A 20618-nucleotide genomic window follows, 5' to 3' on the forward strand; every position below is an offset into this window, starting at 1 on the left:
GAAAGCTGTGGATTCGTTACAACTTCCACGATATGGGCTTTCTCCTTTTCTTTCCTTATCCAGAACTCACGTTAATCATCCAGTTTTTATCTGATTAATTTGTGGGTATTTGACTCATCTTTTCGAGGTCAAGGACTTGGGCAAGGGTTGCCTCGTCCATTAGTTCTTTGTCGAGAACAATTTGGCGGATTGGTTTACCTGTATTGAGCGACTCTTTTGCCACATCGGCTGCATTCAAATAACCAATATGAGTATTTAATGCCGTGACAAGTGCAAGGCTACCTTCGGCAAAGTTTTGGCAATTGGTCTCATTGGCAGTGATACCCGCAAGACATTTTTCGCTGAGAGCTTTGATTGTATTGCCAAGGATTTCGATGCTGTGAATGAGATCGTAGGCAATCAGTGGCATCATTACGTTTAGTTCGAGTTGACCAGCCTGGGCTGCATAGGCGATCGCCGTGTCATAGCCCATCACCTGAAAGCAAACCATCGATGTCATTTCTGCCATCACAGGATTATATTTGCCGGGCATAATCGAGGAGCCCGGTTGTACAGGAGGTAGCTGAATTTCTTTTAGACCTGTTTTTGGCCCCGAATCCATCAGACGGAGGTCGTGGGAAATTTTGACGAGATCTTGGGCCAAATTACGAAGGGAGCTGGACACATTTACAAAAGGTGCCATACTTTGCATTGCTGCCATTAAATGAGGCGCTGAGGTTAATGGCTGTCCGATTAACTCACCGAGGATTTCGGCTACACGAAAACGATAGTCTGGGTGGGTGTTTAAGCCTGTTCCTGTGGCACTACCACCTAAACCTAAGACTGTTAAATCTTTGGCAGCGGTTTCGATACGACCCATATGAGCCGTAAGGATTTCCGCCCATGCCCAAAAGTTTTCACCGAGACGCACAGGCACGGCATCTTGCATGTGGGTGCGGCCAGATTTGACGATGTGGGCAAATTCTTCCGCTTTATTATCAAGGGTGGCGATCGCCCCAGAGAGAGCTGGGTAGAGACAATGTTCAAGGGCTAAGAGAGAGCCAATTCGGATTGCTGTGGGAATGACATCATTGGTAGATTGGCCGTAATTTACATGGTCGTTGGGGCTGACTTTTTTATAATCACCTTTTTCGCCACCTAAAATTTCGAGGGCACGATTAGAAAGTACCTCATTTACATTCATGTGATGGGATGTGCCTGCACCAGCTTGATAGACATCCACCACAAATTGCTCTCGTAATCCGCCCTTAAGGACTTCATCTGCTGCTTTGACGATGGCATCGCTAATGTCTTGGGGAATACAGCCAAGCTCTCCATTGGCGATCGCCGTTGCCTTTTTGATTAGGACGCAGGCATCAACATAAGTTGGTAGAGGCTTAATACCACTAATCGGAAAGTTCTCAGTTGCCCGTAAAGTTTGGATGCCGTAGTAGGCGTCGTTGGGAATTTGGCGATCGCCCATCGAGTCTTTTTCAATGCGGTATTCCATCGTCATAGCAAAACATTCGTAAATTAGTCCTTTGCTAGTTTACGACTAGAACCTACGTCCAACTTTGAAGAAAAGTTATTGACCCTTGGCAATCCTTCTTATCAAAGGACTTAATCTTTCTTTTGCCAAGCTGGGTGTTGAAATAAAGCCAAAATAACCTTTGTGCCTCGGAGTTGGTTTGTTGTGGGTAGATGACCCTGCGGAGCGTCTAAATTCCAAGTAAAGGCACTAGGGTATCTTGCAAATGTTCGGCCATTACGCCAAGCAATCTTATCCCAGAGCGAATTGAAATTTTTGCCTAGAGAAAGCCAAATTTTACGCTGTACTGAGAAACCGAATTTCCCACCAGAATATACACGCCACAACAGATCGATCATATAGAGATCCTGGACAGGGAAACGTTCAACTTCAGTGAAATAAAGCCATTTTCGCTTTACTGCAGATGCCCCTGCCAATTCCCACATTTTGCGGACAGTAAGTAAATCAGCTTCAAGAAAATCCTCTTCGATTAACTTATCCTGAATTTCTTGGTAGTTCACTCCCTTCGTCGATGTCAGTTCAACAACCCCTTCGGGACATTCTTGCTGGAGAAAAAGTAAATTCTCAGAAGTCTGGTGCTGATTGAGAACCTGCACGATTCGTCCCATCACTGGGGTTGGATCTTGATCTTGTTGGGAGAGTAGATAGTCCCGCAAACACTTAAAGCCAAGCTCACCTTGATTAACTAGCGCAGGAATTTCAGCAAGCTGCTTTTTAGCAGTCAATGCAGAAAAATCTTGCAGTAAATCGCTAGTTGCCTCCATACAAATTGGTTCTCCGTCGGATCAGTTCTATTGTTAATCGAGCTTGCGATCAGGAACGAAACAAAACTTATGTGCTGCGCACCTTTCCTTAAAGCTAAATCGATGTAATTCGCTATCAAACCACACTATCACAGGAGACTATGAGAAATGTTTACTGTTCTTTAAGAATCTTTTTGATGATTCCGCTGGTCGATGTAGGAATTTCGATTTGAATAAGTTCGATTTTGCCACCATAGCTATTTACAGTTGGTGTTTCGGGAAGAGTCTCAGGGGTGTAGTCGCCCCCTTTGACGTAAATGTCGGGCTGTAAGGCTGCGATCGCCTCTTGAGCTGTTGGCTCATCGAAAACGACAACCGCATCTACTGCACCCAAAGCAGTGAGTAGTTCAGCGCGCTGAGCTTCAGGGACAATGGGACGTTGGGGCAAATGGGCGGGTTGTGGCTTAATCTGACGGATAGAATGATCGCTATTGAGACCAACCACTAGGGTTTTTCCGAGGGCTTTGGCGGCAGCAAGATAACGAGTGTGTCCCACATGTAATAAATCAAAGCAGCCATTGGTGAAGATGAGGGGCCGCCATTGCTCTGGATTTGTGGCGATCGCCTGCTTTAGCTCAGCCAAGCTATAAACCTGATCCATTTCCTGATCATTCTTCATCTTCTGATTTTGTTGGTGCTCGATAGCCATTTTCATAGGCGAAACGCACTAATTGAGCACGATTATCAAGTTGTAATTTACCTAGGATATTACTTAAATGAGTTTGTACTGTACGGGGGCTAATAAATAAATTTTCGCTAATCTGTTTATTTGTGAGGCCTTGAACCACTTCCCAAAAAACACGGATTTCGGCGGGAGTTAGAGGTAATGGATCTGGTTCTGGTTCTGGCTTCGCTTCTGTTATATTGACCGAATTTACGAGACGCAGAATTTCTGCATGGATTTGCTGAGTACGTTCTAGCTGCCGCTCAATTTTTGCGAGCAACTCCTGCATCTCAAAAGGTTTCGTTAAATAATCATCGCCACCAGAGGAATGACCTTTGAGACGATCTTCAAGTTCATCTTGACCGGAAAGAAAAATGAAGGGAACGAGCTGGCCAGATGGTGTAGCCCGTAGGCGCTGGCAAAACTCTAGCCCATTCATTGAGGGCATATTTACATCTGAAACGATCACATCTGGTTGGTATTTTTCCCAAATTTGGAGAGCCATATCCCCAGAGACTGCTACTTCAACCTGATACCCACATTGGGCCAGAAAATTTTGCAATATTTTGCGTAGGATAGGGTCGTCATCTACGACCAAAACTCGTTTCATGATGTCAATTGCGTTCAGTAAATGTAGGTGAGAGTAGTTAGGAAAGAAGCTTTTCGGACAAAAAAGCTAAGGCTATTACCCTACAGCTTAATGGCTTTCGATTAAAAATCTGAAAATTACATCGGGAAAATTGCTGAAAAGTTATCATTCCTCAATGATTTTGTCGATATTTCAGCGTTTATGCGCAAAGTCGATAGTCTTGTTCGCTTTGAATATACGGGAGTGCTGGGGGCGATCGCCTTAATTGATCAATACTCCAAGCTGAACTTCAGGAATTTGACTGTATCTCGTGAGATGTTGCGATGCTTTGACATCACAGGAAAAATTGTGAATAAAAAAATTTATGAGTGTTTAGCGCTGTAGGTAAGGCTAGTGCTTGGGAATCGGTATTTCTGGAAAGGATAAGAGAAACGCATCAAAGTCTATTGAATGAGAATCTATTTCACAAACGGCGCAATAAAAATACATTTTTTTTAACAATTTTTTGTAAACTAGGGAGTATTACTTGCCCTTGGTCTCAAGCCAACGCGCCACGGGAATGCTAGGAGGTCATCGTTCGTTATGAAGAAAATAAGTCTCAAACCGGAAGAATACTTATTGTGGAGCCACGTTATTGCAATGGTATTTGGTTTGGCAGGTTTATTGCTTGTTTTGCCGCATCCGGGATTTATTGCGAGTTTGCCTGAGTTCGGAATGGTTGCATTTCGATTATCGATGGCCAATGGTGGCGTAATGTACATGGTGCTTGGCATGCTGGCGATCGCCCTGTATGGTTACCGTTTGCTAGGTGCAGTGAAACTATTGACATTTTTAATACCTGCTCTGGCAATTTCTGTGTCAGCTGAACTAATGGGGACAAGTACTGGTTTTCCTTTTGGTGCATACCATTACACTACTGGCTTAGGTTACAAAATCGCGGGTCTTGTACCGTTTACGATTCCTTTATCTTGGTTCTATTTGGGTTTCAGTAGTTTCTTGATTGCGCGTGTCGGCTTACAAAAATACAATTTGCCTCGCTGGGCTTACACTCTCGCGGCGATCGCCCTCGGCTCTTTACTCCTAACTTCTTGGGACTTTGTCTTAGATCCCGGCATGAGTCAAACCTCTGTACCTTTTTGGGAATGGGAAGTTGTTGGACCTTTCTTCGGGATGCCCTATGAAAACTTCACTGGGTGGTTCGGCACAGGCACAATCTTTATGGGCATTGCCAGCTTGTTTTGGGGTAAAAAGACAATGAGCTTCTCCCGTGAGCAATTGTTTGTTCCTTTTGTGATGTACCTCAGTAACTTTGTCTTTGCGACAATGATGAGTCTTGGTGGTGGGATTGTTGGTCCTTTGCCTCTGGGTTTTGTCCTCGGCTTAGCACCTGTTGTGGCGTTGTACTACAGCATTCCGAAAGCGAGTGAGCAAACTACGACAACTCCAGTCATTGAAGAACTACCTCCCACTGAAAAGATTCCTGTGGTTGCAGGTCGTTAATTAATTTCGAAAAGAATTTCCCCCCAACTTTCTTGGGGGTTTTTTGTGTTCATTTTTATTGAAAGGGCGTTTATTGATGGATTGGTTGAATTTGGGCTTGGTTGATGGATTGTTATTGGCGTGTCTGGCAATTCAAGGCAGCGCGGCAATTATCGTTTTAGCTCGCTTTTCGAAAGGTGCATTCCGTCGCCCACCCCTAACACCACAGCCCTCTAATTCCGACAATCTTGCCTCTGTGACGGTCGTTGTACCTAGTCTGAATGAGGTGGAAAGGATTCAACCTTGTCTTAATGGTCTGAGTCAGCAAAGTTATGAAGTCCGAGAGATTTTAGTTGTTGATAGTAATTCGACTGATGGTACGCGAGATAAGGTGCTAGCGGCAGCACAAACAGACCCACGGTTTCGACTGTTAACGGATGACCCTTTACCGAATGATTGGGTTGGTAGGCCTTGGGCATTGAATTGGGGTTTCGAGCAGAGTGCGCCGGAGAGTAAATGGTTTCTAGGGATTGATGCAGATACTGAGCCACAGCCGGGCATGATTGCGAGTGTTTTGCAGGCAGCGGAAGAAGAGGGGTTTGATTTGGTGTCGCTGTCACCGCAGTTTATTTTGCAGTATCCAGGTGAATGGTGGTTGCAACCGGCGCTATTGATGACGTTACTGTTCCGGTTTGATGTCGCAGGTATTCGTAATCCGAATCAAGAGTCAGTGATGGCGAATGGGCAATGTTTTCTGTGTAAACGTGAAGTATTAGAAAAAGTTGGCGGGTATAGTTCTGCTGCTAGTTCGTTTTGTGATGATGTGACGTTAGCGCGGAATATTGCAAAAGCTGGCTACAAAGTGGGTTTTCTCGACGGCGCAAAAGTGATTAAGGTGCGTATGTATGAGGGGATGAAGGAGACTTGGGAAGAATGGGGGCGATCGCTGGATCTGAAAGATGCGGCTTCGGCTGGTCAGCTGCGAGTTCAAGTTTGGTTATTAACAATGGTGCAGGGCCTGCCAATTCCTTTGAGCCTTCTGCTGCTGAGTGTCTGGCAAATGGGCACAGATAGCCTGATGTTTAAAAGTCTATTCTGGTTAAATGTGGGCTTAGTGGTGATTCGGTTTGCGATGCTGTTGGCGATCGCCGGTTCCTATGACCGTAGCCGTCACGATAATAAGAATTCACTTTTATTTTGGCTTTCTCCTTTGGCCGATCCCTTGGCTGTTATCCGAATTTTTATGTCAGCAAGTGCCAAATCGATCTCATGGCGTGGAAGAACTTATCGTCAAACCTAGATTGCATTAATCTTGGCGGGGAAAAATAAATAGCTCTCCTTCTTGATTAAAATGCTCATGTTTTTGAATACCTTGGGAGATAAATCCCGCTTTTTTTGCAACGGCATGGGCTGGATAATTCTCTGGATGGCAGTAGGCTCTCACTTCCGCTATTGTTGTGAGTTCAGCGACTAATGTCCGTAGGGTTTCGGTGGCAATGCCCTGATTTAGATGAGCTTCATTAACGCTGTAATAGCATTCCAAAATGCCTTCTGTGTAAGGTGCATAGCCGCAAGAACCGACATAGAGATTGTCTGATTTTATGGCGATCGCATAGGAATGGATGGGTTCGGTTGTGTCGTAGGCTTCACGGACAAAATCAAATAAGGCTATTGCTCCAGCTTTTGTTTTTTGCTCTGGTTCGAACATCAAATACTGAGTCGAATTCTCGTTCAGCATAAAGCTTAAAAAATGTGGCAAGTCTGCTATCTGAAATTGTCGGATAACAAACCGTTCTGTCTCCAAAGGAATATCCACAATTTTTTCTCTAGTTATTTCTTTTAGGATAGCGAGCTAGATTTGAAATTTCGTTTTTGGGCGATCGCCATAGAGCAAGAAAAGATCTTTGTGATTTTGACGAAGCTTGCCGCCTAGCTTGATAATAAAAGTGAGTTTTTTTGTGCGCAGTTGATTATGTCCAATCTCCCAAAGTCATTTCCTGACACCCTAGAGCAAGCTAAATCCGCTACCCTCACTAGTCTCGAAGCAGGATGTGGCAGAGTCCTTGTCGAATTATGTTTTCCGGAGATTGCGCTAAAGGCTCAAAGTCTAGCTTGGGATTTCGCGCAGGTTTTTGTTAAAGAATATGGCTCTGGTTTAAAGGTTTTATTTCCTGATACTGGCGCTGCAGCATTAGCAAAACGGGATTGGGGCGAAGTGGAGTTTTCTGTCACTGATATTGGTTCTTCCCGTAATCCAGTGCAATACAAGGTGAATGACGCGGATCAGATTTTTCTTGTTGTTTGTCCATCCTCTGTCGAAGTTGCGCAAGTAGAAAAGCTGTGTGAGCTTGCCGGCGATCGCCCTGTGATTATGCTAATTCCACAGTTAGAAGATGTTTCTATTGTGGGCATTGGCTATGCCGCACGGCAATTGCGGGAGCGGTTTATTAGTACCCTTGAAAGCGCTTATTACATTCGCCCCTACGACGGCGCAATGGTGTGGCGCTCTTTTCCATCTGGGTGGGAAGTTTACCTCGAAAAAGAAGAAGGTGAATACGAACTCATTGCGACCGAAACTCAGAAACCTCTCGGTGAATATTTAGAGCGTTTATTGCTGGCGGCGGTTGAACCAGAAGATGGCGAAGATGCAGGTGAAACTACGACCAAAATTAAAAAGCGTGGCATTTTCGGTGAGCTACAAAGTTTCCTTAAGGCCCTCAGTAACTAAAATTGGCAATATCTGATGTCTGAGCATTTTTCTTCGCAATCACCAAAAACTGAACTCAAAATTGCCATTGTTGGGGATATCCATGAGCAATGGGACGCAACGGGCGATCGCCAAGCCCTTGAATTGCTCGAGGTAGACTGCGTTTTATTTGTGGGAGATTTTGGCAACGAAGCCATTGAGATCGTTGAAAATGCGGCAGCGCTACCATTTCCAAAAGCTGCGATTTTTGGGAATCATGATGCTTGGTATACGGCGTCGGATTGGGGTCGCAAAAAATCACCCTATGACCATGCCTTAGAAGATCGTGTTCAAGTACAATTCGATCTGCTAGGGAATGCCCATGTTGGTTATGGCTGTCTCGATTTGCCCAGTTTAAACATCTCAGTGATTGGCAGTCGTCCATTCAGTTGGGGTGGGGGAAAATGGAAGAACAAAAAATTTCTCAGTGAGCGGTTTGGCGTTAATAATTTCGACGAATCCCTCAAATTAATGATGCGCCGTGTGGAATCAGCCCAGTGTGATAACGTGATTTTCCTTGGTCATAATGGCCCCACAGGTCTTGGCACTGCACCTGAAGATATGTGCGGTCGAGATTGGGATCCGCTCGGTGGTGATTTTGGGGATCCTGACTTCGAGCAGGCGATCACCGCGACGAAAGAACTCGGCAAAAATATTTCTTTTGTCACTTTTGGGCATATGCATTACACGCTCCGCCACCGAAAAGATCGACTACGCACCCGCATTAAACACCAAGATCAAATCCTCTACGTTAATGCCGCCCAAGTGCCCCGTCTCAAAAACTATCCGAATGGCGATCGCCACCACGCCTTCACTGTTGTTACCCTCAATGATGGTCAACCCCAAAAATCAGAACTCGTCTGGGTCAACCCAATTCAAAATACCCAAGAATGTCAAACCCTCTGGGATTGTCATCAATTAGAATTTGCCTCATCCTGACTAATTTCGATGACATTACCGTCTGGATCTTGGACAAATAAGGCCTGACGACCTGATGCGCTCATTTGATAGGGGTGATTTTGTGAATCTAGTTGCGATCGCACAGCGCTGAGATCTTCCACTCCGAAAGCTACATGAGGATTGCGACCAATTTTTTCTGGATTGTGGAGTTGTGCGGCAAAACTAGAATCTTCGATTAAGTGGAATTGTATTTCGCCGATCTGATACCAAGTACCTGCATAGTTAAACGGACGCTCAACCTTTGGCAATCCCAGCACCACGTCATAAAAGACTTCAGCACGGGACTTATCCGACACCAAAAGGGCTGCATGTAGGCAGCGAGTAATGTTGATCTTTGAGGCGGTGGGGTTTGAAGTCATTTTTCTATATAGCCAGCTATGTAAACATGATTTGAAATCACATTTTAAAATTTGCTGCCGCTAAAAATCCTGAGACGATGAATCAATATCCCAAGTCTCCAAACCTAAATTAAGCATCAGTCGTCGCAAAATTCGACCACCCTTTAATTTTGTTACCCAGCCGGAATGACAGTGCCTGTGCCAAACCAAGATGCTCTGCTCCCACTAAAAGCATAAGATCCTGTTTTTTAATGCTCGATAGATCATCGGGGCAATCCTGAAAATCTAGACATAGAACAGTTGACTGATCCCAAACTTCACGGCGTAATCGGCAGGCATCCGGCAGGATGAGAATCATTTTTCGGTAACGCGCCAAAGCTGCCTTTTCGAAAGCATCACTATCATCGCGGTTCGAAGAAAATTTATGGTCAGTCATAATATCGATGAACTCTGGAGCTCTTTCTTTAACGTTAGAATCCGTTGCGGTAATTATTCGATATCCTTCAGATTTTTTATCTTTGCTAAGAGTAAATAACTTAAAGCAATAAAGTGTTAACGCTATGTGTTGAAACTTACGAAACCACACTGTTCTTACTCAGGGTTTGATGACTGAATGTATCGAACATTGCAAATATCATTATTTTCATTCATTGGTCAAAAATATTTTGTACCATGGCCATATAGCCTAAAAGCTTGAGATATAAGGGATTTAGACTCTGACCTCTGCATCGGCAATGATTAAAGAGGCGGATTTTTTTCGATTACTGGGCAAATATGAGAAGAAAATGAGACAATAATCACAATGTTCTTTCATATTGTGTTGTGCGCTCATGGTCTTAATGCCACGCTTCCGCAGAAAAATAGCATTATCTAGCGTTTTGCTCGGACTATGGTTAGTCGGTTGTAATCCAGAATCTCCTAATGTCTCAACGTCAACGGAACAATCGGAAACCGAGACACCAGCAACAGAGCAAGATGGGCGAAAAAAAGTTTTAACGACGTTTAGTGTGTTGGCTGATATTGCGCAAAATGTGGCGGGCGATCGCCTCGTCGTTGAGTCCATCACAAAAATTGGAGCAGAAATTCACGGTTATGAACCGACGCCGAGTGATTTGGTGCGGGCGCAAGATGCGGATCTGCTGCTTTACAACGGTATGAATCTCGAACGCTGGTTTGAACAATTTTTGGGTAACCTTGAGGATGTGCCATCAATTATTTTGACCGAAGGTATTGAGCCGATTCCCATTGCCTCTGGCCCTTACACCGACAAGCCAAATCCCCATGCTTGGATGTCGCCGCAGAATGCTTTGATTTATGTGGAAAATATTCGCCAAGCTTTTGTTGAGCTAGATCCAGAAAATGCGGATTATTACACCGCCAATGCAGAAACCTATAGTGCAGAAATTCAGGCGATCGCCGATCAATTAGAAGCTGATTTAAGCCTTGTGCCAGAAGAGCAACGATATCTGGTGAGTTGTGAAGGCGCTTTTTCGTATCTCGCTCAAGATTATGGCCTTGAAGAAATCTATATTTGGCCGATTAATGCTGAGCAACAATTTACCCCCAAGCAAGTGCAAGGCGTGATCGAAGAAGTGAAAGACAATAATGTGCCAACTATTTTCTGCGAAAGTACCGTTAGTGATGAAGGCCAAAAAGAAGTGGCAAAAGCATCCGGCGCAAGATTTGGTGGCAACCTCTATGTGGATTCTCTTTCCACTGAAGAAGGTCCAGTGCCTTCCTATATTCAACTCCTCGAATATGATGCTCGCACCATCGCCAATGGTCTGTTAGCAGGGAGCCAAATCCAAAACGAATAACCTTTAACCTTTTCTCTCAACTCGTCTATTTCTTTTTCCTCTGAATCTCCACTCACCGAAAAAATAATGACTGCTTCTCTCCTTGACATCACAGTCCAAAATCTCAGCGTCACCTACAGCAATACTCGACTTGCGCTATATAATGCCAATTGTCATGTGCAACCCGGCACAATCACTGGACTGGTTGGCCCCAATGGTGGCGGTAAATCGACGTTATTTAAATCGATTATGGGATTTTTGAAACCGACTCAAGGCCGAGTCACAGTGGCGGGTCATTCCGTGAAAAAGGCGCAGCGAAAACAATTGATGGCCTATGTCCCACAGTCTGATGAAGTAGATTGGAATTTTCCTGTGAGTGTCTTTGATGTGGTGATGATGGGGCGTTATGGCTATATGAATATGTTGCGAATTCCCAGTGCGAAAGATCGTCGGTTGGTGATGGAGAGTTTAGAGCGAGTGGGGATGATCGAGTTTCGCGATCGCCAGATTGGAGAGTTATCGGGTGGTCAGAAAAAACGAGCCTTTCTCGCAAGGGCTTTAGCACAAGAAGGGAAAGTTATTTTGCTCGATGAACCCTTTACTGGTGTGGACGTTAAAACCGAAAAAAGCATTATCGATTTGCTCCTCCAACTACGGGATGAAGGCCATACGATTTTGGTGTCTACTCATGATCTAGCGTCTATCTCTACGTTCTGTGATCGCACGATTTTGCTCAATAAAACGATCCTTGCGGAAGGCACTACCGCCGAAACTTTTACCGAAGAAAACTTGGTGATGACCTTTGGCGGTTTACCAATGAGCAGTCTGCAACAACTGGCTCACCCCGTAAATCCTGAGTCCTCTGAGGTGGATGCGTGAGTGCGTTAGTAAATTGGATTATTGAGCCACTGCAATATGGTTTTCTCGTGAAAGCCATTTGGGTTAGTGCTTTTGTCGGTCTCGTTTGTGCAGTATTGTCCTGCTATGTCACGCTAAAAGGTTGGTCGCTAATGGGCGATGCCGTCTCCCATGCCGTTGTGCCAGGGGTTGTGGTGGCCTACGCCCTCAATATTCCCTTTGCCATCGGTGCATTTATTTTTGGTTTTGGCGCGACGGTGGCGATCGGCTATGTCAAATCAGCGACGAGATTAAAAGAAGATGCTGTGATTGGCGTCGTCTTTACGGGATTTTTTGCCTTTGGACTAGTGCTCGTCACAAAAATTCCCAGCAATATTGATCTCTTTCATATTTTGTTCGGCAATGTGCTCGGTATTTCCCAAGGGGATATTATCCAAACACTGATTGCAGGATGTTTAACGCTGGCTGTAATTCTCTTTCGGCGCAGAGATTTATTGTTATTTTGTTTTGACCCAAACCACGCAAAAGCCATTGGTCTCAATACCCAGGCGATGTATTACACATTGCTCTCTGTCCTCGCACTCACAATCGTGACTGCCCTACAAACCGCAGGAATTATTCTCGTGATTGCAATGCTGGTGACTCCTGGGGCGATCGCCTATCTCCTCACAGATCGCTTTGACCATATGCTTTGGATTTCCAGCGCTAGCAGTATTTTCTCTTGCGTTGTCGGAACCTATCTGAGCTACCATCTTGATATTTCTACTGGTGGTTCTATCGTTGTTTTACTCTCACTGATTTTTGTCGTCACAATGTTTTGTGCACCGAAATACGGCGTTTTAGCTAAACACCTTGTCAAACCCGACATGCCAGAATCCATCTCTTAAATCGAATATTTTTCAAACAAGAAGGGTGTTTAGTTGTCTGTTGAAAGATAGTGAGCAATGCCAGAATATTTAGGAATAAAATCCTTTTTATTTACCCCTTGCATCATTAAATAGTGAAGTGAAATCACCCATTATTTTGATGCTAAATAATTCAGAATTGGGTCATCAAAAAAAGCATATTGCACGTTTTCAGGTAAAATCACCAAAAATATTAGCAACTCACAATAAATATTCCATGGCGCAAATTTGTATCGAGTCCTTGAATGTTCATCTCAAAACTTCAAAAGATGAAACATTGCTCACCTCACTCAAACGCGCCAAAGTTTCTTTAGAAGCCGTGTGCGGAGGAAAAGGGTATTGTGGAACCTGTTCTGTCCGAATTAATAGCGGTTCTCAACAACTTTCACCTGTGACGACCCAAGAAATTTCTACACTTAATAATCTCAACCAATCCCCTGAAGACTATCGTCTTAGTTGCCAAGTCAAAGTTGATGATGGTGAAGAAGTTTCTTGCCAGCCACCAACCGAGGCACTCGTGAAATTAACGCAAATTTTTAGCCGCCTCAAAGATCGCTGTTCGCCACGTGACATTAAGCATCCGATTACTGGTGAACTGCTCGTCAGGGCTGGAGGAGTTGTTACTCATAACGTACTTGAACGCCTCCTTAGTAGCTGAAGCGAAATAGAATTATATATGTAGAAATAACAAGCTTTTTATTTTTCTATCAACTCATGCCCTGTAGTCGTTAACTTTTGTTGAGCGACAAACTTGTTGTCTATAAGAAACTTCGTAGACCATGTTATGGTTTCGTATTATAGGCCAATTAAAAGTTTATATTCTTTCTCATCTCTTAGTGTTTGAACTTGCTGGATTTCTAATCGAAAGAATAAAATTTCGATCAGCTTAAGGTTTTAGTTCGTAATATCCAACACTGTCTTAGTCAGCTATTTCTTTATAGAAGTCATAAAAATCTATTCAAGTGCCGATCAGGCATTGTGGTTTGATTTTCGCTGATCTTTGCATCTATTCCATAGCAATCAGGTAGACACTATGGTCGCCATTCGGTTTAATGAGATTGATTCTTCTTTCCTACAAAACAAAAATATTATAGTTGCTGAATCACAGGCTATAATTTCAAATTCTCTCAATTTACGACTGACTGATCTTGGTGCAAATGTGCACCATTGCTCAACAAGAAATAAGTTGATCGCTATATGTGAGCATGTTGAACCCCATATTGTTTTATTGGGTTCTTTGCCGAACAGCAATAGTTTAGATATTTATCGTCAATGTAATGAAGTTTGGTCGGACTTGCCTATTATTTTGATGGCCGATCAACCTGCGATTAATGATCATTTTCGTGATTGGGCGATGAAGCAAGGCGTTAAAGAGGTTGTGAGTAGTTATCCTCAGAATTTTGCTCAATTACAATTTGCCATTAAAGAAATTTTGTTTCCGATTATTGAACCGCGGTCATTGGGAACTAAGCGTAAGAAGAGTAATGTGATTCCGCTTAAACCGAGACAGCAGCAAAAGTCGAAGCAAACCTTCTATCAAATTTCTCACCGAGAGATGGCGATCAGCCTTAATGAATTAAGCCAATTTAGTAAAACCTATTTTGGTAATTTAGCCATTGGTAACTATTGGCGGAAAACCCAGAAAAATTTACAACCTAATTACCCAGCCCTTGCCGAATGGCACGTTGACCATTGGGGTCAATTTGATGGAGCTTGTTTTGAGCACAAAGAAACACATGGCATTTACCTCACTATTGAGGAACTAGATAGCTTAGAAGTGTGGGTTCATGCCTTTACAAAGGAGTGTGAAAGAGTTGTCGTGGATTTTGGTGACCTCATACGCACACATGCATTGAAGAGCCTTAGCCTTGGACATTTACTATGACTTCTAACTTAGATCATTAACTGTGAAAAAAATCTCTATTCATCCCCTCGACAAAGTTGTAACCGCCAATGAAAATGAAAATCTCTTAGAAATTTTACTTAAAGAGAAAATGAATGTGTTGCAAGCTTGCGGAGCCCAAGGGCGTTGCGCAACCTGTCATATTCACGTCAAATCTGGTGAAGAAGCCCTGAGTCCGATGAATGACCAAGAGCGCTTAACGCTTAGCTTTATAGCAACAGCCCAAGCTAATTCTCGCCTTGCCTGTCAAACCAAAATCCTGGACGATGGTGCAGTTATTGAAGTCCCGAAGGGTATGTATATCGGTTCTATTGGTGAGCTGAAAACGCTTATTGGTACACGCGCCACACAAAATATTATTCATCCACTGACTGGTGAAATCTTAGTCGAAGAAAATAAGCTCATCCTACGTTCAGCCCTTGAAAAAATGGCGAATATTGATGCTGCCTTAGAAACAAATTTATTGGAGGCATTTACACCTTCATCTATTTCAAACATCGCAAACTATTTTGACTAAACATAATTTTCTGATTATTTCAATTCTCCATTTTTTATCTCATTACCTTTAAAGCAATGGTTTTGTCATCCCCTTCCTCTTCGAATACCTCACGCCCTAGTTCGCAACTAAAAACTTGCCATTTCAGTCGTTATAATTTTTTTCAATTTAATGCTGATTCAGGCACAGTCCTAGATAAAAATAAGCAACGCAATCTGATCACTACTGAAGATTTCATTATCGGTTTGCAAAAAGGTCTTGAGCACGAAGTTGGGGAAGCTTCTGGTTGGTTAATGTATTTGATTGGCAAGGAATGGGGACAAGCCGATGCTGAAGAGTTTAAAGTTTGGTTTCAAGAAGATTACGGATTGCATTTTAAAGATGCAGCCTTAAGATTTGCACTAGAAACATGGTGGTGGCCCCTTACTGCACAGGGGTGGGGTAAATGGGAAGTTGATTTGTCTTCTATTAAAGAAGGTTTTCTATTTATTGATTTATTCGATTCTGCAGTGGCAAAAAGTCTTGGAGATGTTGGTAAGCCCGTCTGTTTTTTGTATGCAGGCTTATTTGCAGGTTTTTTCTCCAGCTTCTTTGAGCGTTCCCTGAGTAGTACCGAGATTCAATGTTATTCAATGGGCAATGATTTTTGTCGCTTTTTAATTGGTTCAGAAAAACGCGTCAAAGCCGCTGAATTTTGGCTAACTTCAGGAGCTACAGCTTCAGATATTGAAGACCGCTTTCAGGCTATTCGGAGCGAAGCGGAACTTAGCAAAATTGGGAATTAGTTCAATGTCTACGATGAGTGATCAACCCAGTCTTGTAGAAAAATGGTTTCCTACTTTTATTAAGCTTTTTCAACGTTTTCATCCACCATCGGACCATCCGGCTCCCGAAAATAGGGAATCACAATTACGTTCAAAGCCATCTAGCAAATTCTTTTTACATAATCTCAATGGAATCCAAGAACTAGAAAGCTTGTCTCGAGAGAGGTTGTTGAAAACATTGCAATGGATTTCATTTTCGTATCCTAATCAGGTTTATTCTATCCAAAATAAATCTACTGAAATAACGAATCAGATAGATTCAAAAGATAAGCTAAGACAAAAGCAAGAGGTAAGTGAAAATTTAGCTTTAGTTGAAAATAAAGAATCTGATTTTTTTATTCAAGGTTTACCTTCTTTGTCTAGTTCTAGCTCACTTAAAGGCATAGAGCTTCTTCATCTCTTGACTTGGGAGGAAGAGGGGCAAACGCTTCTGGAGATTGATGCAGATGACTATGAATTATTAGATGATATTTTAAATGTTCCTACTGCAGATGCAAGTATTGACAAGGCTTCTGTCGAAGTTGCAAATATCTCCCCTACAGAATCTGTCAAAGATCAATCAGGATTTTTTATTAGAGGAGTTGCTCAAACAGGTAGTTTGGAAAATTTACAAAGCACCGGTTTAATGCAATTTTTGAATTGGGAATCTCAAGGACAAACACTCTTAGATGTTGACCCGGATGACTATGAGCTACTTGATGATCTTTTAGAGGCTTTTCCTGATGATTGACATAACTAATATTGGACTGATTTAATCTCTATTCTTTTGTTACGGAATCCAACAATTATTAGTTTGCTGATATTCCAGAACTTAAAAAATGTAAAATCAAATTTGGCTCTTGGTTAGGGAGTAAAGCATGATTACTTTATTAGAAAATCTTATTGAGAGATCGGATGGATCTTATTTTGAATCTCAGGATTTAGATGTTGTTGAGCAAAGTCTTCAGTCTTGGGGCGATCGCCGTGGTGCTTATCAACGTATACAAGAGCTTGAAGCAGACATTGTCACAAAAACGCTCAATCGTTTCAAACAAGATCATGAGCCTCTTATTCGTTCTGCTCCAGATAGTATTTTAAAAAAATGCCAAGGTGACCTAAGTCTAGTACTTAGAAATTGTGCGATGGCAATGCTTCTGCAAGACGAAGAGTTATTGAAAGATCGCTTTTTGTTCTGGATGCAAAATATTATGCGTGCTCTTCGCAACCAGAAATTCAACGTCCATATTTATCAAATTCTTCAAGATATTATTCAAGAAGAACTCTCACCAAATGATGCGACATTAATGTTGCCTTATCTGAAAATCACTTATCAATTTCTGAGTGAATAAAAGATGACTTCTTCAACGACACCGGGTAATTATTTCACTCCTCGTACTTATATTAAAGCTGACTCTGGCACTGGATTATTAAAAACACGACAGGGTAATCGACTGTTAGCCGTTCCTGAAACCTTATTGAATAGTATTCATAAAGCCCTGAGGGAAGAAACAGGAGAAGCAACTCCCTTCGCTCTTTATACTTTTGGGTTTTGGTGGGGCGGCTCTTTTTATGATCGCTTAAAAGAAGAGATTGAAGATTATTATCAGAGATCGATTCCTCAAATGAATGCATTGGAATTCCTAGTTACAATGCGACAAATCTGGGAAACCCATGGCTTAGGGCAGCTAAATTTAGATTTTAATTATCACGAGCTAGGATTGATTAAAATCCAGGTTGATTTCTCTACAATGCGGCTTGGTACAGAAGTGGGATTAAAAGAAAATCAGTCTCCTTCCTACCATTTGGAAGCTGGTTTTATTGCTGCTTGGTTTTCGCGCTGGGCTGGAAAGAGTATTCGAGCATGTGCTGTTGATTTACCCGAAGATAAAAGTGCAGCGATCGCCAAGGATGCGGAAACGACTTACTTCTTCGTTGGTTTGGCATCTAAGATCGAACAAGCTGAAATCTGGGTTAAGCAAGGGTTGTCTAGCGATGAGATTATTCGTAAATTTGTAGCGACAGAAGAAGATTAACCTAATTTCAAATTTGGGAAAAGCAAAGGGTCAGTATTTCTGTGAGCATTCTGACCCCGAAACGATTGATTGAAATCTATATGCTGATTCCGTTTGAATTTATGATGCAGACATTTGTGATTGCAGATAATTTTGCAAGCCAATCTTTTCGATTAAACCCAATTGCTTCTCTAACCAATAGGCATGATCAACTTCTGTGTCATCTAGAATTGGGAGCAACATTGCTCTTGTTTGGAAATCTTGCTCTACTTCGCACACGGCGATCGCCTCTTTTAGATCAGCAACAACCTTGTACTCATAATCCAAGTCACTTTGGAGCATTTCTGGTACCGTTTTACCGATATTAAGACCTGCTTGTTGCGATAAGTCCGGTGTGTCTTCAAGGAATAAAATTCGCTCGATTAAAATTGCCGCATGGTCTGTTTCATCCTGCATCTCATGGTTGATCCGCTCATAGAGCTTATGCAAACCCCAATCTTGATACATTCGTGAGTGCGTAAAATACTGATCCCTTGCACCAAGCTCATTGCGTAATAATTTGTGCAACTGCTCTAAAACCTTGGCATTACCCTTCATTTTTTCTAGCTACTCCTAAATAATTTCTTGATCACGCAAATTACATCATTGACTGTAGGTAATTCTGTAAGCCCGAATTTTCAATTAACCATTGTTGTGATTCAAACCAGTCAATTTGCTCTTCCGTTTCTTCGAGAATTTCTTCTAGCAAATCACGACTAACATAATCTTGCTCTTGCTCACAAAACTGGATGGCATTTGCGAGTTCTGTCCGAATGGTGTTGCCTGTTTCTAGCTCGTTTGCCAGCATTTCTGGGACATTCTCGCCGATCATTAAACGCCCCAAACTCTGAAGATTGGGCAATCCTTCGAGGAACAAAATTCTCTCAATGAGGCTATCTGCTTGCTTCATTGCCTTGATCGAATACTTGTATTCTTTGCCATTGAGTTCATCAAGACCCCAATTTTTAGCCATCCTTGCATGGAGGAAGAACTGGTTAATCGCTGTTAGTTGCGATTTGAGCGCAGCATTAAGCTGCGCATTGATTTCTGATTTACCCTTCATTTTTGGTGTTTGTACTCTCAACAGTTCACATTTATAGGTTGACACAGAAATACTGATTGATCTAGCTTCCTGGAGCCCAAAAGCCAGTCTATATAGTGTTTTAGATATTTCCCCTAGAAAAAAATAGTCTGTTAGAGTTGATAATAACTTGCAACAAGTGAAGATATAGGGCATATTAGGGATCGAATCTAAATCCCTTAGTTTTCGAAAGAGGTTTACGTGTACGTTTGTATTTGTCGAGGTATCACGGAAAAGCAAATTCGCGAGGCTGTAGAAGAAGAAACTTGCTCGATGCAAGAGCTATCCTCAGTCATGGGTGTCGGAATGGATTGTGGCACTTGTACGGAATATGCTTGTCAACTTTTAGAAAAGATGAAGCAACGAAATGGTTCAGTAAAGTCTGGACGTTCTTAGATGTTCTAATCAATGATCATCTTGTTGATAAAGTTTGGTTTTATATACGGAAATCTTTTTTCAATATTTAGACTGTTTTTTTGTGTGAATTAGTTTTTATTAAAATTTTCAATGTTTTTTGATTTAGACATCAAAAAGCTAGCAATTAAAAAAGTTTGGTGATGTCTGATTTTTTTAAGAAATCTCCTTCTCTTCGCTGGAGCCGCCGTCAGTTGATCCAGCTGGGGATTTTCGGTGCTGCAGGGAGTGCGATCGCCGCCATTGCTTATCAGAATCGCGATCAACCATCTGTACAAGCTGCTCAAATTCCACCAGTAGATTTTAGTCAGAAGAGCATTGAGCAAAATGGTTTTGATCCAATGCAAGTTTTGCGCGACTTTGATTATGGCGATGTCGTCTATGAAAATGGCCGCAAGATCCGCGAATATCATGTTGAGGCGAATAGTACCGAGATCAATCTCAATGCTGCGATTAAATATATAAGTTGGAATTTAAATGGTCGGGTGCCAGGACCAACATTTCGCGCGACTGAAGGCGATCGCCTTCGTATTATTTTTCATAATGCTGATGGACATTCCCATACACTACATTTTCATGGGACTCATCCAGAGGAAATGGATGGTGTTAAACCTGTCCGTCACGGCAAAACAATGGTGTATGAATTTGATGCGATGCCCTATGGCGTACATCTATATCATTGTCATGTGGCACCGGTAACTCGTCATATTGGCAAAGGCTTATATGGAATGTTCATCATCGATCCGCCAGAAGGTCGTCCTCCCGCAGATGAGATGGTACTGGTGATGGGGGGATATGACATTAATAACGACGAGAAAAATGAACTCTATGCCTTTAACGGTATTCCTAATGTTTTTCGCGATCGCCCAATTCCGATTGTGCAGAACCAATTGATTCGAGTGTATGTCCTAAATATGATCGAATTTGACGTCGCAGCAACATTTCATATCCATGCCAACTTTTTCCGCCTCTATCGCACTGGCAGATCTTTAACGCCCGACGAAGAAAGTGATGTTGTCACGATGGGAACAGCCGAACGCCACATTATCGAATTTTCCTATCCCTTTACTGGCAAATATATGTTTCATCCACACCAAGACTATATTGCCGAGCATGGTTGCATGGGATTTTTCAAGGTGATTCCAGCATCCGAAGTCTAGATCCCTCTTCAGCAAATCTCACTCGCTATCTATAGAAATAGGCG

26 protein-coding genes are annotated in these 20618 nt (G+C 42.5%); 17 read left to right on the plus strand and 9 right to left on the minus strand.

The features are described 5' to 3' along the window. Nucleotides 1-94 precede the first annotated feature (94 nt). From LEPTO7376_RS12260 to LEPTO7376_RS12275, 4 genes are all read right to left on the minus strand, one after another. A complete protein-coding gene (locus LEPTO7376_RS12260; protein WP_015134489.1) occupies nucleotides 95-1495 on the minus strand; it encodes an aspartate ammonia-lyase in 1401 nt (466 codons plus the stop codon). 104 nt (nucleotides 1496-1599) lie between these two features. Further along, on the minus strand, nucleotides 1600-2292 hold the full coding sequence (locus LEPTO7376_RS12265) for a GUN4 domain-containing protein (RefSeq protein ID WP_015134490.1): 693 nt from the start codon (nucleotides 2290-2292) through the stop codon (nucleotides 1600-1602). A 151-nt stretch (nucleotides 2293-2443) separates the two neighbouring features. Next, the gene (locus LEPTO7376_RS12270; RefSeq protein ID WP_015134491.1) at nucleotides 2444-2950 is read right to left on the minus strand and encodes an adenylyltransferase/cytidyltransferase family protein; all 507 of its coding nucleotides are present in this window, start codon (nucleotides 2948-2950) and stop codon (nucleotides 2444-2446) included. Then, nucleotides 2940-3605 carry a response regulator transcription factor gene (locus LEPTO7376_RS12275; RefSeq protein WP_015134492.1) on the minus strand — a complete coding sequence of 222 codons (666 nt, stop codon included), beginning with the start codon at nucleotides 3603-3605 and terminating at the stop codon, nucleotides 2940-2942. The genes LEPTO7376_RS12270 and LEPTO7376_RS12275 overlap by 11 nt, the downstream gene beginning before the upstream one ends. 180 nt (nucleotides 3606-3785) lie before the next feature. On the opposite strand from LEPTO7376_RS12275, the gene LEPTO7376_RS12280 reads away from it, so the two are divergent. The 3 genes from LEPTO7376_RS12280 to cruG all read left to right on the plus strand — a co-directional run bounded on the left by LEPTO7376_RS12280 (nucleotide 3786) and on the right by cruG (nucleotide 6363). Further along, entirely contained in the window at nucleotides 3786-3968 is a 183-nt protein-coding gene (locus LEPTO7376_RS12280; protein WP_015134493.1) for a hypothetical protein, read from the plus strand. A 198-nt stretch (nucleotides 3969-4166) separates the two neighbouring features. Further along, complete coding sequence (cruF, locus tag LEPTO7376_RS12285) at nucleotides 4167-5084, plus strand: gamma-carotene 1'-hydroxylase CruF (protein ID WP_015134494.1); 918 nt, start codon at nucleotides 4167-4169, stop codon at nucleotides 5082-5084. A 76-nt stretch (nucleotides 5085-5160) separates the two neighbouring features. Next, a complete protein-coding gene (cruG, locus tag LEPTO7376_RS12290; protein ID WP_015134495.1) occupies nucleotides 5161-6363 on the plus strand; it encodes a 2'-O-glycosyltransferase CruG in 1203 nt (400 codons plus the stop codon). Between the two features lie 6 nt (nucleotides 6364-6369). Here the strand turns inward: cruG and LEPTO7376_RS12295 are convergent, their stop codons facing one another. Continuing rightward, nucleotides 6370-6879 carry a GNAT family N-acetyltransferase gene (locus LEPTO7376_RS12295; RefSeq protein WP_015134496.1) on the minus strand — a complete coding sequence of 170 codons (510 nt, stop codon included), beginning with the start codon at nucleotides 6877-6879 and terminating at the stop codon, nucleotides 6370-6372. Between the two features lie 156 nt (nucleotides 6880-7035). On the opposite strand from LEPTO7376_RS12295, the gene LEPTO7376_RS12300 reads away from it, so the two are divergent. After that, nucleotides 7036-7791, plus strand: a complete 756-nt coding sequence (locus LEPTO7376_RS12300; protein WP_015134497.1) for a DUF1995 family protein — start codon at nucleotides 7036-7038, stop codon at nucleotides 7789-7791. Between the two features lie 15 nt (nucleotides 7792-7806). Next, nucleotides 7807-8748, plus strand: a complete 942-nt coding sequence (locus LEPTO7376_RS12305) for a TIGR04168 family protein (RefSeq protein ID WP_015134498.1) — start codon at nucleotides 7807-7809, stop codon at nucleotides 8746-8748. On the opposite strand, the gene LEPTO7376_RS12310 is transcribed toward LEPTO7376_RS12305, so the two are convergent. Both LEPTO7376_RS12310 and LEPTO7376_RS12315 read right to left on the minus strand, forming a co-directional pair. Next, nucleotides 8724-9101: a VOC family protein gene (locus LEPTO7376_RS12310; protein ID WP_041765519.1), complete on the minus strand. Its 378-nt coding sequence runs from the start codon at nucleotides 9099-9101 to the stop codon at nucleotides 8724-8726. The genes LEPTO7376_RS12305 and LEPTO7376_RS12310 overlap by 25 nt on opposite strands. 136 nt (nucleotides 9102-9237) lie before the next feature. Then, on the minus strand, nucleotides 9238-9543 hold the full coding sequence (locus tag LEPTO7376_RS12315; RefSeq protein WP_041763555.1) for a hypothetical protein: 306 nt from the start codon (nucleotides 9541-9543) through the stop codon (nucleotides 9238-9240). 403 nt (nucleotides 9544-9946) lie between these two features. Between LEPTO7376_RS12315 and LEPTO7376_RS12320 the strand changes: the two genes are divergently transcribed. The 10 genes from LEPTO7376_RS12320 to LEPTO7376_RS12365 all read left to right on the plus strand — a co-directional run bounded on the left by LEPTO7376_RS12320 (nucleotide 9947) and on the right by LEPTO7376_RS12365 (nucleotide 17901). After that, nucleotides 9947-10924 carry a metal ABC transporter solute-binding protein, Zn/Mn family gene (locus tag LEPTO7376_RS12320; protein ID WP_041765520.1) on the plus strand — a complete coding sequence of 326 codons (978 nt, stop codon included), beginning with the start codon at nucleotides 9947-9949 and terminating at the stop codon, nucleotides 10922-10924. 66 nt (nucleotides 10925-10990) lie between these two features. Next, nucleotides 10991-11782 carry a metal ABC transporter ATP-binding protein gene (locus LEPTO7376_RS12325; protein WP_015134502.1) on the plus strand — a complete coding sequence of 264 codons (792 nt, stop codon included), beginning with the start codon at nucleotides 10991-10993 and terminating at the stop codon, nucleotides 11780-11782. Beyond that, nucleotides 11779-12648, plus strand: a complete 870-nt coding sequence (locus tag LEPTO7376_RS12330; RefSeq protein ID WP_015134503.1) for a metal ABC transporter permease — start codon at nucleotides 11779-11781, stop codon at nucleotides 12646-12648. Before LEPTO7376_RS12325 ends, LEPTO7376_RS12330 begins: the two co-directional genes overlap by 4 nt. Before the next feature lie 118 nt (nucleotides 12649-12766). Continuing rightward, nucleotides 12767-13324, plus strand: a complete 558-nt coding sequence (locus LEPTO7376_RS12335) for a 2Fe-2S iron-sulfur cluster-binding protein (RefSeq protein ID WP_160148449.1) — start codon at nucleotides 12767-12769, stop codon at nucleotides 13322-13324. A gap of 528 nt (nucleotides 13325-13852) precedes the next feature. Continuing rightward, entirely contained in the window at nucleotides 13853-14551 is a 699-nt protein-coding gene (locus LEPTO7376_RS12340; protein ID WP_160148450.1) for a hypothetical protein, read from the plus strand. Nucleotides 14552-14573: 22 nt separating this feature from the next. Next, entirely contained in the window at nucleotides 14574-15086 is a 513-nt protein-coding gene (locus LEPTO7376_RS12345; RefSeq protein ID WP_015134506.1) for a 2Fe-2S iron-sulfur cluster-binding protein, read from the plus strand. Nucleotides 15087-15310: 224 nt separating this feature from the next. Further along, nucleotides 15311-15850 carry a V4R domain-containing protein gene (locus LEPTO7376_RS12350; RefSeq protein ID WP_315861520.1) on the plus strand — a complete coding sequence of 180 codons (540 nt, stop codon included), beginning with the start codon at nucleotides 15311-15313 and terminating at the stop codon, nucleotides 15848-15850. Between the two features lie 4 nt (nucleotides 15851-15854). Continuing rightward, nucleotides 15855-16619, plus strand: coding sequence for a hypothetical protein (locus LEPTO7376_RS12355; protein WP_015134508.1), 765 nt, complete (start codon nucleotides 15855-15857; stop codon nucleotides 16617-16619). 127 nt (nucleotides 16620-16746) lie between these two features. Continuing rightward, complete coding sequence (locus LEPTO7376_RS12360; RefSeq protein ID WP_015134509.1) at nucleotides 16747-17217, plus strand: phycocyanin; 471 nt, start codon at nucleotides 16747-16749, stop codon at nucleotides 17215-17217. A gap of 3 nt (nucleotides 17218-17220) precedes the next feature. Continuing rightward, nucleotides 17221-17901 carry a hypothetical protein gene (locus LEPTO7376_RS12365; RefSeq protein WP_015134510.1) on the plus strand — a complete coding sequence of 227 codons (681 nt, stop codon included), beginning with the start codon at nucleotides 17221-17223 and terminating at the stop codon, nucleotides 17899-17901. Nucleotides 17902-18000: 99 nt separating this feature from the next. Here the strand turns inward: LEPTO7376_RS12365 and bfr (LEPTO7376_RS12370) are convergent, their stop codons facing one another. Together bfr (LEPTO7376_RS12370) and bfr (LEPTO7376_RS12375) are read right to left on the minus strand one after the other, a co-directional pair. Beyond that, entirely contained in the window at nucleotides 18001-18477 is a 477-nt protein-coding gene (bfr, locus tag LEPTO7376_RS12370) for a bacterioferritin (protein ID WP_015134511.1), read from the minus strand. A gap of 40 nt (nucleotides 18478-18517) precedes the next feature. Beyond that, nucleotides 18518-18982, minus strand: a complete 465-nt coding sequence (gene bfr / locus LEPTO7376_RS12375) for a bacterioferritin (RefSeq protein ID WP_041763559.1) — start codon at nucleotides 18980-18982, stop codon at nucleotides 18518-18520. A 219-nt stretch (nucleotides 18983-19201) separates the two neighbouring features. Between bfr (LEPTO7376_RS12375) and LEPTO7376_RS12380 the strand changes: the two genes are divergently transcribed. Together LEPTO7376_RS12380 and LEPTO7376_RS12385 are read left to right on the plus strand one after the other, a co-directional pair. Then, nucleotides 19202-19396 carry a (2Fe-2S)-binding protein gene (locus LEPTO7376_RS12380; protein WP_015134513.1) on the plus strand — a complete coding sequence of 65 codons (195 nt, stop codon included), beginning with the start codon at nucleotides 19202-19204 and terminating at the stop codon, nucleotides 19394-19396. Nucleotides 19397-19557: 161 nt separating this feature from the next. Continuing rightward, nucleotides 19558-20574, plus strand: coding sequence for a multicopper oxidase domain-containing protein (locus LEPTO7376_RS12385; protein WP_015134514.1), 1017 nt, complete (start codon nucleotides 19558-19560; stop codon nucleotides 20572-20574). Nucleotides 20575-20618 lie beyond the last annotated feature (44 nt).

The organism is [Leptolyngbya] sp. PCC 7376, from assembly GCF_000316605.1.
GTDB lineage: Bacteria > Cyanobacteriota > Cyanobacteriia > Cyanobacteriales > MRBY01 > MRBY01.

What these genes read in the sequence shown, in the direction of transcription:
- LEPTO7376_RS12260 (WP_015134489.1), bottom strand. Translation starts at nt 1,495, where the DNA reads ATGACGATGGAATACCGCATTGAAAAAGACTCGATGGGCGATCGCCAA.
- LEPTO7376_RS12265 (WP_015134490.1), bottom strand. Translation starts at nt 2,292, where the DNA reads ATGGAGGCAACTAGCGATTTACTGCAAGATTTTTCTGCATTGACTGCT.
- LEPTO7376_RS12270 (WP_015134491.1), bottom strand. Translation starts at nt 2,950, where the DNA reads ATGAAGAATGATCAGGAAATGGATCAGGTTTATAGCTTGGCTGAGCTA.
- LEPTO7376_RS12275 (WP_015134492.1), bottom strand. Translation starts at nt 3,605, where the DNA reads ATGAAACGAGTTTTGGTCGTAGATGACGACCCTATCCTACGCAAAATA.
- LEPTO7376_RS12280 (WP_015134493.1), top strand. Translation starts at nt 3,786, where the DNA reads ATGCGCAAAGTCGATAGTCTTGTTCGCTTTGAATATACGGGAGTGCTG.
- cruF (WP_015134494.1), top strand. Translation starts at nt 4,167, where the DNA reads ATGAAGAAAATAAGTCTCAAACCGGAAGAATACTTATTGTGGAGCCAC.
- cruG (WP_015134495.1), top strand. Translation starts at nt 5,161, where the DNA reads ATGGATTGGTTGAATTTGGGCTTGGTTGATGGATTGTTATTGGCGTGT.
- LEPTO7376_RS12300 (WP_015134497.1), top strand. Translation starts at nt 7,036, where the DNA reads ATGTCCAATCTCCCAAAGTCATTTCCTGACACCCTAGAGCAAGCTAAA.
- LEPTO7376_RS12305 (WP_015134498.1), top strand. Translation starts at nt 7,807, where the DNA reads ATGTCTGAGCATTTTTCTTCGCAATCACCAAAAACTGAACTCAAAATT.
- LEPTO7376_RS12315 (WP_041763555.1), bottom strand. Translation starts at nt 9,543, where the DNA reads ATGACTGACCATAAATTTTCTTCGAACCGCGATGATAGTGATGCTTTC.
- LEPTO7376_RS12320 (WP_041765520.1), top strand. Translation starts at nt 9,947, where the DNA reads ATGCCACGCTTCCGCAGAAAAATAGCATTATCTAGCGTTTTGCTCGGA.
- LEPTO7376_RS12325 (WP_015134502.1), top strand. Translation starts at nt 10,991, where the DNA reads ATGACTGCTTCTCTCCTTGACATCACAGTCCAAAATCTCAGCGTCACC.
- LEPTO7376_RS12355 (WP_015134508.1), top strand. Translation starts at nt 15,855, where the DNA reads ATGTCTACGATGAGTGATCAACCCAGTCTTGTAGAAAAATGGTTTCCT.
- LEPTO7376_RS12360 (WP_015134509.1), top strand. Translation starts at nt 16,747, where the DNA reads ATGATTACTTTATTAGAAAATCTTATTGAGAGATCGGATGGATCTTAT.
- LEPTO7376_RS12365 (WP_015134510.1), top strand. Translation starts at nt 17,221, where the DNA reads ATGACTTCTTCAACGACACCGGGTAATTATTTCACTCCTCGTACTTAT.
- bfr (WP_015134511.1), bottom strand. Translation starts at nt 18,477, where the DNA reads ATGAAGGGTAATGCCAAGGTTTTAGAGCAGTTGCACAAATTATTACGC.
- bfr (WP_041763559.1), bottom strand. Translation starts at nt 18,982, where the DNA reads ATGAAGGGTAAATCAGAAATCAATGCGCAGCTTAATGCTGCGCTCAAA.
- LEPTO7376_RS12385 (WP_015134514.1), top strand. Translation starts at nt 19,558, where the DNA reads ATGTCTGATTTTTTTAAGAAATCTCCTTCTCTTCGCTGGAGCCGCCGT.